Annotated in this window: 9 protein-coding genes; 4 read left to right on the plus strand and 5 right to left on the minus strand. The window is 64.5% G+C overall.

What is annotated here, in order from left to right; genetic code table 11:
- Positions 1 to 83 precede the first annotated feature (83 nt).
- From AC0KW6_RS06210 to AC0KW6_RS06225, 4 genes are all read right to left on the minus strand, one after another.
- Positions 84 to 767, minus strand: a complete 684-nt coding sequence (locus AC0KW6_RS06210) for an ABC transporter ATP-binding protein (protein WP_474034439.1) — start codon at positions 765 to 767, stop codon at positions 84 to 86.
- Positions 760 to 2,046, minus strand: coding sequence for a lipoprotein-releasing ABC transporter permease subunit (locus AC0KW6_RS06215; protein ID WP_323778476.1), 1,287 nt, complete (start codon positions 2,044 to 2,046; stop codon positions 760 to 762). The genes AC0KW6_RS06210 and AC0KW6_RS06215 overlap by 8 nt, the downstream gene beginning before the upstream one ends.
- Before the next feature lie 245 nt (positions 2,047 to 2,291).
- On the minus strand, positions 2,292 to 3,647 hold the full coding sequence (gene proS, locus AC0KW6_RS06220) for a proline--tRNA ligase (protein ID WP_474034440.1): 1,356 nt from the start codon (positions 3,645 to 3,647) through the stop codon (positions 2,292 to 2,294).
- A gap of 535 nt (positions 3,648 to 4,182) precedes the next feature.
- Positions 4,183 to 5,784 carry a BCCT family transporter gene (locus tag AC0KW6_RS06225; protein ID WP_323778474.1) on the minus strand — a complete coding sequence of 534 codons (1,602 nt, stop codon included), beginning with the start codon at positions 5,782 to 5,784 and terminating at the stop codon, positions 4,183 to 4,185.
- A 451-nt stretch (positions 5,785 to 6,235) separates the two neighbouring features.
- Here AC0KW6_RS06225 and AC0KW6_RS06230 point away from each other — a divergent pair, with 451 nt between their 5' ends.
- From AC0KW6_RS06230 to AC0KW6_RS06240, 3 genes are read left to right on the plus strand one after another with little or no spacing between them, the layout of a single operon-like run.
- A complete protein-coding gene (locus AC0KW6_RS06230) occupies positions 6,236 to 7,309 on the plus strand; it encodes an AI-2E family transporter (RefSeq protein ID WP_474034441.1) in 1,074 nt (357 codons plus the stop codon).
- Between the two features lie 5 nt (positions 7,310 to 7,314).
- A complete protein-coding gene (locus AC0KW6_RS06235) occupies positions 7,315 to 8,022 on the plus strand; it encodes an HdaA/DnaA family protein (protein ID WP_323778470.1) in 708 nt (235 codons plus the stop codon).
- A 52-nt stretch (positions 8,023 to 8,074) separates the two neighbouring features.
- The gene (locus tag AC0KW6_RS06240) at positions 8,075 to 9,649 is read left to right on the plus strand and encodes a Ppx/GppA family phosphatase (RefSeq protein ID WP_323778491.1); all 1,575 of its coding nucleotides are present in this window, start codon (positions 8,075 to 8,077) and stop codon (positions 9,647 to 9,649) included.
- Positions 9,650 to 9,664: 15 nt separating this feature from the next.
- Here AC0KW6_RS06240 and AC0KW6_RS06245 read toward each other — a convergent pair whose 3' ends face one another.
- Positions 9,665 to 10,045 (minus strand): hypothetical protein, encoded by a 381-nt coding sequence (locus AC0KW6_RS06245; protein ID WP_323778469.1) that lies wholly within the window; start codon positions 10,043 to 10,045, stop codon positions 9,665 to 9,667.
- Between the two features lie 251 nt (positions 10,046 to 10,296).
- On the opposite strand from AC0KW6_RS06245, the gene AC0KW6_RS06250 reads away from it, so the two are divergent.
- Positions 10,297 to 11,379: a hypothetical protein gene (locus AC0KW6_RS06250; protein WP_323778468.1), complete on the plus strand. Its 1,083-nt coding sequence runs from the start codon at positions 10,297 to 10,299 to the stop codon at positions 11,377 to 11,379.
- Positions 11,380 to 11,441 lie beyond the last annotated feature (62 nt).

An 11,441-nucleotide genomic window follows, 5' to 3' on the forward strand; every position in this document is an offset into this window, starting at 1 on the left:
CGCGCAGTCCGCCCCTGGCGCCCGCCTTCACCTTTCCCCAAATACTCCCGCCGGAGGCCCTGCGCCGCCAAGGCGCAGTTTGCTCAGACCGGCACCAGCAGACCGTCCTGCAGTTTCACCTGCCGGTCCATGCGCGCGGCCAATTCCAGGTTGTGGGTGGCAATCAGCGCCGACATGCCGGTGCCGCGCACCAGCTCCATCAGCGCAGCAAACACCTGGTCCGCGGTGCCGGGATCAAGGTTCCCCGTCGGTTCATCCGCCAGCAGCACCCGCGGTGCATTGGCCAGCGCCCGGCAAAAGGCAACCCGCTGCTGCTCGCCGCCCGACAGTGCCGCCGGGCGGTGACCGGCCCGGCCCGCAAGGCCGACAGCGGCCAAAAGATCCGTTGCCCGCGCCGCGGCGGCCTTCTGCGCCGCGCCATTGGCCAGCTGCGGCAGCACGATGTTTTCCAGCGCGGTGAACTCCGGCAGCAGATGGTGGAACTGATAGACAAAACCCACTTCCTGCCTGCGCACGCGGGTGCGGCGGCGGTCGCCCTTGCGGGTCACGTCCTCGCCCGCAACCCGCACTTCGCCCGCGTCCGGCGTGTCGAGCAGGCCCGCGATATGCAGCAGTGTCGATTTACCGGCACCGGAGGGCGCCACCAGCGCCACCACCTCGCCCGCCTGCAAGGCCAGATCGGCGCCGCGCAGAACTTCGACCTGACCGGGCGTGCCCTGCAGATAGGATTTGCTGATCCCGGTCAGCTCCAGCGTCGGTTCACTCATAGCGCAGCGCCTCCACCGGGTTCAGCCGCGCCGCGCGGCGGGCCGGGAAAATGGTCACAAAGAACGACAGCCCCAGCGACAGGGCAACGGCCGACAGCACATCGCCCGCACGCAGCTCGGCCGGCAGCGCATAGATGCCGCGGATCGACGGATCCCAGACCCCGCCGCCCATCAGGTAGTTCACAAAAGAGAAGATCGGATCGATATAAAGCGCAAACAGGCAGCCCAGCAGCACGCCGAACAGCGTGCCCAGCACCCCGGTAAAGGCGCCGCAGATGAAGAACACCCGCATGACGGAGCCTTCGCTGAGACCGATGGTGCGCAGGATGCCGATGTCGCGGCCCTTGTTCTTGACCAGCATGATCAGGCCCGAGACGATGTTCATCGCCGCGATCAGCACCAGGATCGACAGGATGATGAACATCACGTTGTCCTCGACCTCCAAGGCCCGCAGGAACCCGCCCGAGGCATCGCGCCAGGTCCACACCCCCGCGGTGCCGCCTGCCGCCGCCAGGATCGCGGCCGCGATCGCATCGACGTCTTCCGGCTCCTCGACCATCACCTCGATCTCATCCGCCGCGCCTTCGCGGTTGAAGAAGCTCTGCGCCTCGGCAAACGGCAGGTAGACGCGGGTGCGGTCGATGTCCCAGCGCCCGGCGGTGAAGATATACACCACCTCATAGGCATTGACCCGCGGGCTGGTGCCAAAGGCGGTCTTGACCCCGTTGGGCGAGATCAGCTTGATCTTGCCGCCCAGGCCCACCCCCAGTTCGCGCGCCACCCCCGAGCCGATGGCGATGCCGTCTTCAAACCGCGCCAGATCGCCCAGCGCCTCCTCGCTTTGGGCCACACCGGGAATGCCCTTGATGTCCGCAGCCGAAATCCCGAACACCTCGACACCTGCGTTGCGCTGGCGCAGGTTCGCCATCACCTGGCCTTTGACCAGCGGCGCTGCACGGGTGACGCCGGGGACAGCGGCCACCGTTTCAGCAAGCGCCTCATAATCCGTCAGCGAGCGGTCCAGCACCCCGGCCTCGGTCACCTCGCCATAAGAATACAGCGTCACATGCGCGTTGGCGCCCAGGATGGTGCCGACAAACTCCGAGCGGAAGCCCGACCGCACCGCCAGCGTTGCAATCAGCGCAAACACCGCAAGCGTAATGCCGATCAAGCTGATCCAGGTCATCACGCTGACCCCGCCCTCGGCCTTGCGGGCGCGCAAGTACCGCCAGGCGATGATCCATTCGAAACGTGAAAACGGCGGAGGTGTCGTGGCCATATGCGGTCCTGCCCGGGAAATTTGCCTGCAACCTGTGCTGCCCGGCGCGCGGGGTCAAGATGTGGTTGCAGATCGGCCGGATAATCCGCCAGCCACGGCAGAAAGCGGCCACCGCAGCCCAGCCAAATCTTCTGCGAAAAAGATTTGCCAAGCGTTTTCCTGAAAACTCTTGCCCCCGGACATGCAAACAAGGGCGCGAAGCCGCGCCCTTGTTCCTGCAATCATTTCAAGCGGGTGACCGGCGCTCAGAAGCCGCGGCCGGTCGGATGCTTGGCATAGACCGCGGCCACCTTCTTCACCGCCTCTTCCGGGCTCAGCTCCTCGCTCTCGCCGCTGCGGCGCGAGGTCAGCTCCACCACGCCGTTCTTCAGCCCGCGCGGGCCGACCGTGATGCGCCACGGCAGGCCGATCAGGTCCATGGTGGCAAACTTGCCGCCTGCCCGTTCCTTGCGGTCATCATAAAGCGGGTCCAGCCCGGCCGCCGTCAGCGCCGCATAAAGCTGGTTGCAGGCGGCGTCCGCCTCGTCGTCGCCCTGCTTGAGGTTGACGATACCGCAATGGAACGGCGTCACGCCCTCGGGCCAGATGATGCCCTTGTCGTCATGGCTGGCCTCGATGATCGCCCCCAAAAGGCGCGACACGCCAATGCCGTGGCTGCCCATGTGGACCGGCACCGGTTTGCCATCCGGTCCCTGCACAGTGGCGCCCATCGCCTCGGAATATTTGGTGCCGAAATAGAAGATCTGCCCCACTTCGATGCCACGCGCCACCCGGCGGCGCTCCTCGGGGATCTGATTGAACAGGGCTTCGTCGTGGGTCTCGTCGGTGCGGGCATATTTCGAGGTGAACTCCTCCAGCACGCCCTGGCACTGCGCGACGCTGTCATAGTCGATTTCGCGGTCGCCAAAGGTCAGATCGGTGACGGCGCTGTCATAGAACACTTCCGACTCGCCGGTGTCGGCCAGCACCAGGAATTCATGGGTGTCATCGCCGCCGATAGGTCCGGAATCGGCGCGCATCGGGATCGCCTGCAGCCCCATCCGCTCATAGGTGCGCAGGTAGCTGACCAGATGGCGGTTGTAGGCGTGCAGCGCGTCTTCCTTGGTCAGGTCGAAGTTGTAGCCGTCCTTCATATAGAATTCACGGCCGCGCATCACGCCGAACCGCGGCCGGATCTCGTCGCGGAATTTCCACTGGATCTGATACATCGTCAGCGGCAGGTCCTTGTAGCTGCTGACATGGGCGCGGAAGATGTCGGTGATCAGCTCTTCGGCGGTCGGGGTGAACAGCATATCGCGGTCATGCCGGTCCTTCATCCGCAGCATTTCCTGGCCATAAGCCTCGTAACGGCCCGACTCGCGCCACAGGTCGGCGGACTGCATGGTCGGCATCTGCATCGGGATGTGGCCGGCGCGGATCTGCTCGTCATGGACGATGCTTTCGATCTTTTTCAAGACTTTGAAGCCAAGCGGCAGCCAGGAATAGATCCCGGCGGAGGATTGCTTGATCATCCCGGCGCGCAGCATCAGCCGGTGGCTGACGATCTGGGCTTCCGAGGGGTTTTCCTTCAGAACCGGCAGGAAATAGCGGGACAGGCGCATCTTGGCTCCATCAATGATGTGTGGTCGGGGTCCCGCCCGGTTTAGTGGCTGTGAGGGATGCGGGCAAGGGGATGTTCTTTTCCTGATAAAAAGCCCCTGCTTGGGAAGCCAACCATCGGGAAGGACAGACGGGCGGAGCCCTTCGCTGAGGCCGGTGCCTTGGAAGGTCACGCTGGCGGTGTACCCATTGGGGCGTGCGGCGTCAGCCGCACACCCCGCGCCTGACTTCCCCCCGGGAGTTCGAACTGGTCCGCGCAGCGGCAAACGCTCCGGGGGAGCGTTTGAGGTTCGGACGGGCGGAGCCCCTCGCACCTAACCGTGCAAGTCAAAGAGCGGCGTTGGCAGGATTTCTCCGGGGGCGTGGCGCGCAGCGGCACGGCCCGCGCCTGACCTTCCCCCCGGGAAGGCGCTTCACGCCTCCCCAAGGTCAGGCACGGGCCTTGTGTTGGGCAGCATGCCCGATCGCAGCAAAAAAACACGGGCGCCGGAGCGCCCGCAGTTCTATCACGTCAATCACGCGGTCTTCCGGGTTGAACTACATCTTCGCCCGCTCGGCCCGCAGCGCCAGCCACAGGCAGTAGCACATGATCAGCACCACCAGCGTGAACGGGATGCCGGTTGACACCGCCGCCCCCTGCAGCGCAGACAACCCGCCGCCCAGCAGCAGCGCAATCGCCACCAGACCTTCGAGCGTGCACCAGAACACCCGCTGGATCACCGGTGCATCCATCTTGCCGCCCGCGGTGATGGTGTCGATCACCAGCGAGCCGGAATCGGACGAGGTCACAAAGAAGATCACAATCAGCACCAGCGACACTGGCGCCACGATCGAATAGAGCGGCAGCTCCTTCAGGAAGCCGAACAGCGCGCCTTCGGGCTTGTAGCTGTCGATCACCGTCGCCTTGACGCCCTCGGCGCCGCCGGCATTCAGCATATCGATGGCACCGCCGCCAAAGGTCGACATCCACAGCGCGCAGACCGCAGTGGGCGCAATCAGCGCGCAGAGCACAAATTCACGCACCGTGCGGCCCTTGGAAATGCGGGCGATGAACATGCCGACAAAGGGCGACCAGGCAATCCACCAGGCCCAGTAGAAGGTGGTCCAGCCGTGGAAATAACTGGTGTCCTCGCGCCCGAACGGGTTCGACAGTTCCGGCAGCAGCATCACGTAATCCGCCATCACGCTGAAATAACGGGTGATGGCCGACACAACACCGGTGGCCAGAATCACAAAGATGAACAGCGCCACCGCCATCACCATGTTGATCTCCGACAGCCGTTTGACGCCGGCATCCATGCCCAGCAGCACCGAGCCCAGCGCAATCGCAGTGATGCCGATGATCAAAAGCACAACCACCGTCGGGGACGGTTCGATGCCAAAGACCTCGTACAACCCGGCCGCCACCTGCTGCGCCCCCAGGCCCAGCGAGGTGGTCAGCCCGAACAGGGTGGCAAACACCGCCAGCGTGTCGATCGCGTGGCCCCACCAGCCCCAGACCCGTTCGCCCAGGATCGGGTAAAAGGCCGAGCGCAGGGTCAGCGGCAGGCCAAGGTTGTAGCAGAAGATCGCCAGCGACAGGCCAACTGCGGCATAGACCGCCCAGCCCTCCAGACCCCAATGGTGGATGGTGCCGACAATGCCGATGTATTCATTGCCCGGCTGGGTGATGTCGATGTTCAGGGGCCGGGCTGCCCCGCCTTCGGAGAAGTTGTAATAGACCGGTTCAAGCACACCGAAGAACAGCAGGCCGATGCCGATGCCGGCCGCGAACATCATCGCAATCCACCCGGCATAGGAATAATCCGGCGTCGCATCCTTGCCGCCGATCCGGACCGCGCCGACCGGCAGAACGATCAACGCCAGGCAGAACAGGGTGATCGCATCCACCGACAGCACCAGGAACCAATCAAAGGTGCTGGTGAGCCAGGGCCGGAGCCAGCCGAAAAAGACCGCTGCAGCCTCCTGATTGGCGAGCGCAATCAGCACAAACGCCGCGATCAGAACGCTGGAAATCAAAAAGACCGGATTATGGATATCGAGGCCGAACGGCCGGATGTTGTCCTGGCCAAGCTCATGTTCTGTCTCGAAGTCCCAGACCCTCGGATCGGGATCGAGCATTTTCTTTGCCTTTGGCATGACGCCTTCCCTTTTTCTCGTGGACGATTTGCCAAGTGTCGCATTAAATTCAGAAATCGCCTAATCCGGTATTCAGGCCTGCTGCTGCGGCAGGCCGCAGATCGCGCAAAAGGCCGCCGCCGCGCGCCTGCGGCGATGCCGCTTTCGGCCCGTCCTGAGGCAAGTGAACGTGAACCGCCGTTCAAGAGTCGAAACTGATACCGGAACCATCGCCCTCAGCTGCGGCAAGGGCGGCACAGACCTGGCCAGAACCAAGGGATTGCCCCGCAAGGGGCGGGAAGCCTTCAGCAGTTGCCCCCCAGTTGCCCCCCGGTTGCCCCCGGCCTTTTCCGCCTTATCCCCGGCTTGCCCACAGGCGATTTGCCCGCAGCCCTTGCAAGCGCCTGCCCCTTCAGGGAAGACTACCCGTCAAGATCCTGAACCAAACGGATAAAGGGCGGCTTGTCTGACCATGGCGCTACCAGCACAGAAACAGTTCAAATACTGGGGCATCGCCGCAGTGGTGTTTGCCGTGGTGATGTGGGCGCTTGGCGGTGTGCTGATGCCCTTCATCCTGGGCGCGGCGATTGCCTATATGATCGACCCGATTGCCGACCGGCTGGAGGCCTGGGGGCTGAGCCGCACTGCGGCCACCGCCCTCATCACGGTCGGCGCGCTGCTGGTGTTCCTGCTGCTGCTGGTGCTGGTTGTGCCGGCGCTGGTGTCGCAGATGATCGACCTGGCACAGGTGCTGCCGCAACTGATGCGCGATCTGCGCAGCTTCGCCTCCGAGCATTTCCCCTCGATCTTTGAGGAGAACAGCCGCATCCATCAGGCGGTCACCGCCTTCCTGCAGACAATGCAATCACGGGCGGTCGAGGTGCTGCAGTCGGTCGCGGGGTCGGCGGTGTCATTGCTGAACGTGGTGATTCTGCTGGTCATCGTGCCGGTGGTGGCGGTCTATCTGCTGCTCGATTGGGACCGCATGGTCGCCCGCATTGACGAGCTGCTGCCGCGCGACCATCAGCCGGTGATCCGCCACCTGGCCCGCGAGATCGACACGGTGATGGCCTCGTTCATCCGCGGCATGGGCACCGTCTGCCTGATCCTCGGCACCTATTACGCCGTTGCGCTGATGCTGGTGGGGCTGAATTTCGGCCTCGCTGTCGGCTTTATCGCCGGGCTGGTCACTTTCATCCCCTATCTCGGCGCCCTGATCGGCGGCGCGCTGGCGATTGGCCTGGCGCTGTTCCAGTTCTGGGGCGACTGGCTGTCGATCGGGATGGTCGCCGTCATCTTTGCCGTCGGCCAGGTCGCCGAGGGCAATTTCCTGACCCCCAAGCTGGTCGGCGGCTCGGTCGGTCTGCACCCGGTGTGGCTGCTGCTGGCGCTGTCGGTGTTCGGCGCCCTGTTCGGCTTTGTCGGCATGCTGGTGGCTGTTCCTGTCGCCGCCGCGCTGGGGGTCGTCGCCCGGTTCCTGACCGGGCAGTATCTGCACAGCCGCCTCTATCAGGGGCAAAGCCACCGGGACGCAGGGGCGGAATAAGTCACATGGCACAACAGCTGAGCTTTGACCTCCCGGCGAAACCTGCGCTGGGGCGGGAGGATTTCTTTGTCGCCCCGTCCAATGCGATGGCGGTGGCGCTTCTGGACCCGCATTTTGCCTGGCCCAGCGGCAAGCTGGTGCTGACCGGCCCCAAGGGCGCCGGCAAGACCCATCTGGCGCATGTCTGGGCCAGCCAGTCGGGCGCGCGGATCCTGGCGGCCGCAGCGCTGACCGCCGAGGCGGTGCCGGGACTGGCGCAGGGCCCCGTGGTGGTCGAGGACGTGCCGCAGACCGCCGGCCGCACCGAACAGCAGAACGCCCTGTTCCATCTGCACAATATGGTGCTGGCAAACGGCCATTCGCTGGTGATGACCGGCCGCGGCGCGCCGAACCTGTGGGGGCTGTCGCTGCCCGATCTGCAAAGCCGGGTGCAGGCCGCCACCCACGCCGAACTGCAGCCGCCGGACGACCAGCTGCTGGCGGTGGTGCTGGCGAAACTGTTCAACGACCGTCAGATCACCCCGAAGCCGGACGTGATTCCCTATCTGGTCGCGCATATGGACCGTTCCTTTGCCGCCGCGGCGCGGATCGTCGGGCGGCTGGACCACCTGTCGCTGGCCGAAAAACGCAGCCTGTCAAGGCCGCTGGCGGTGCGGGCGCTGTCCGAGATCCGCCAGGAGGCCACGGAAAATGACGCATCCGCAAGCGGTTGACCGCTGCCTTGCCTTCGACCATCCTGACCGCGGATTGCCAGACGGAGCCCTCATGAACGTCACCCAGGACCCCGCCGCCGCCAAGACCGATTGGGGCCCCTTCGGCCGCCCGATCTTTAACGACCCCGGGGCCCGGGCGCTGTCGCGGGTGGGGGTGGTCGATGTCGGCTCCAACTCGGTCCGGCTGGTGGTGTTCGACGGCGCCGCCCGCAGCCCGGCCTATTTCTATAACGAAAAGGTCATGTGCGCACTGGGGGCCGGGCTGTCGGAGAGCGGCCGGCTGAACCCCGAGGGCCGGGTGCGGGCGCTGTCGGCGCTGCGCCGGTTCCAGCATCTGGCCAGGGGCATGGGCCTGCCGCCGCTGTCCGCCGTCGCCACCGCGGCGGTGCGCGATGCCGCGGACGGACCGGAGTTCTGCGCCGAGGTGCTGCGCGAGACCGGCCTGAAGGTCCATGTCATCGACGGCCGCGAGGAAGCCCGGCTGTCGGCGCAAGGCGTGCTTTTGGGCTGGCCCGGCGCCTATGGGCTGGTCTGCGATATCGGCGGCTCCTCGATGGAGCTGGCGGAGATCCAGGAGAACACCGTCGGGCGGCGGCTGACCTCGTCGCTGGGGCCGCTGAAGCTGCGCGACATCAAGGGCGGGCGCAAGGGCCGCAGGGCGCATATCCGGGAGGTGATCGAGCAGCTGAAAGGCGAAATGGGCCCGCAGCGCGACCGCCTGTTCCTGGTCGGCGGCAGCTGGCGGGCGATTGCCCGGATCGACATGCACCGGCGCGGCTATCCGCTGAAGGTGCTGCATGAATACCGGATGACGGCCAGGGACGTGCGCGAAACCGCGCGCTACATCGAGACCCGCAATCTGGACAAGCTGCGCGACGCCTGCGGCATCTCCTCCAGCCGGATGTCGCTGGTGCCCTATGCGATCGATGTGCTGACCCGGCTGGTCAAGACCTTCAAGCCCAAGGATATCGCGGTGTCCAGCTATGGCATCCGCGAGGGCCTGCTGTACGAGCAGATGCCGCAGCGCCTGCGCGCCCGCGATCCGCTGATCGAGGCCTCGCGCTTTGCCGAGGCCAAGGATGCCCGCGTGCCCGGCTTCGGCGGCACCCTCTATGACTTCGTGATCCCGCTGTTCAGCGGTGCCCGGCTTGCCAAGCGGCGGCTGGTCAAGGCGGCCTGCCTGCTGCATGACGTCAGCTGGCGCGCCCATCCCGACTACCGCGCCGAGGTCTGTTTCGACAATGCCACCCGCGCCAACCTGGGCGGGCTGAAACATTCCGAGCGGGTGTTCCTGGGGCTGGCGCTGCTGCACCGCTACAGCAACAAGCGGCAGGGCAGCGCCTTTGAGAACCTCTATGCGCTGCTGGATGTGAAAGGCCAGCACGAGGCCGAGGTGCTGGGCAAGGCGATGCGGTTCGGCGCCATGCTGATGCTGACCAGCAGCGGCGATATCGGCTCCCTGCGCTGGCAGCCGCGCAAGCGGGTTCTGCATGCCGAACTGCCGGATGCGGCCCGGCCGCTGTACGGCGAAGTGGCTGCAGCCAGGCTGCAGGCTCTGGGCAAGGCACTGGAGGCTGAGATCGTCCTGACCTTCAACAAGCCCGCGCCGCCGCCTGACGCCGAATGACCGGGCCTGCGGGCGTCAGATTTCGGTGACGCCTTCCTCATCCCCCTGATCCTTGTCCGCGGGCGCATTGTCCTTGGGCTTTTTGCGGATGATGATATCGCCGTTGGGCAGGATCTCGGGCAGCTCATAGGCGCTCCAGTCCTCCACCTGCTTGGCAATGTCCGCCAGGGCCGGTCCCATTTCGGCCAGGAAAGCGCCCATCGAGGGGCCGATCTCCTCCATCATGCCTTGCAGGTCTTCCAGGGCCGGCGCCATTTCCTCGCGCAGCCCCTCCCAGAACAGCTCCGCCCCGCGTTCCATCAGCGAGGGCGCATCGCCCTCCTCACCCGCTTCCTGGGCGGCAAGCGGAGCGGACATCAGGGCGGTCAGGGCGGCGGGCAAAAGGATCTGTTTCATGAGGGGTAATATAGGGACAGGCTGACGGCAGGAACAGGGGGCCGCGCCAAGGAGATACGAAGCGCAGTCACAGCAACACAGGCCGCTGCCCGGCAGCCCCCCGGCACCATCCGGCCCGGGGGCGCAGGCTGCAAATGTCTGTTGCGCGCAAATGGCCCGGTCACAAAGCTGTTGCCGCTACGGCGGCGCGGCGACTACGCTGCCCCTTGCAAACCTCTGCCGGGGATCGTCAGGTCAGGAGGCTCGTCACGATGAATACGCCAAAGACAGATGCCAAGGCAGCACCTGCTGCCAAGAAAGACGACAGTAAGAAACTGACGGATCAGCTTGCCAAGGAAGTAAGCGAGCGCGCCGGCAAACTGGTTCCGAAAATAAATGCGGCCTTCACAAAAGCCAGAACCGAGGCGGTGAAACAAGCCAAGGCCGAGCTGGAGAAAAAGGCGAAGAAGGAGGCCAAAGGCGGCAAACCCGATGCAAAGGAGCTGGCCAAGAAAAAAAGCGAGCTGGAAAAACGGATTCCAAGCTTTAGCGCGGCCATCAGCGACACCATCGAAAGCAGCGGCCTGCGCACAGCGGACGAGCAAGCCTATTACGCGATAAAAGGCTGGTCCAGCACCTGCTCCTCTGCCCATATGCGGCGGGCGGCAATCCATGTTCCGGTCACGGCCGTCCGGGCCGGCAAATCCAAGGTCATCCCGCACAAGAAAACCAACCTGCTGACCTATTTTCCGTCCAAGTATTCCCATGCCGACCACCTCGACGAAAAGAAGGAAGTCTGGGCCATCATGTCCTATGCGGATTTTGCCAAAGCATGGGCCGATGCCGTCAAGGGCGCCAAACTGGCAAACTGGGGCGGCAAGAAGCCGGATCTGGCTCCGGATGATCCCTGGCATGTGGAACTGCCGCGCAAGGCCGTGAAAGGCGGAGCAGACAAGGCGGATGTCGTCAAGAAAACGCGGCCCGGACGCAGCGATAAAGAGGTCAATGCCTGCGTGGAAAACTACGCCGAATACATCGCTTTGACGGATGAGCTGCCGAAAGGCAAAAAGCTGAAACGGAACGCGGAAATCGAGAAGAATTACAAGTCGCTCTTCGACAAGAAATTCAAGGCTGCCAAGGCCAAGGTCGACGCCGAACGCAAGAAGGCAAAGGAACAGGCCGAAAAGGCAGCCAAAGCCGAGGCCAAGGAAAAGGACAAGAAGGCCGACCCCAAGGCGGTAAAGGCCAAGACCGACGAAGCAACAAAGAAGCTGAACGATGATCTGGAAAAGCGGGCGAAAAAGCTGGTCAACAAAATGAACCCTGATCCAAGCCGGTTCAAGCTGGAAAAATAACCCGGCCGCCTTTGTGACCTTGGAGTGGCGGCCGTCCGGGGGCCACACTGCTATCCGGCACT

Source organism: Leisingera sp. SA215 (genome assembly GCF_055902035.1).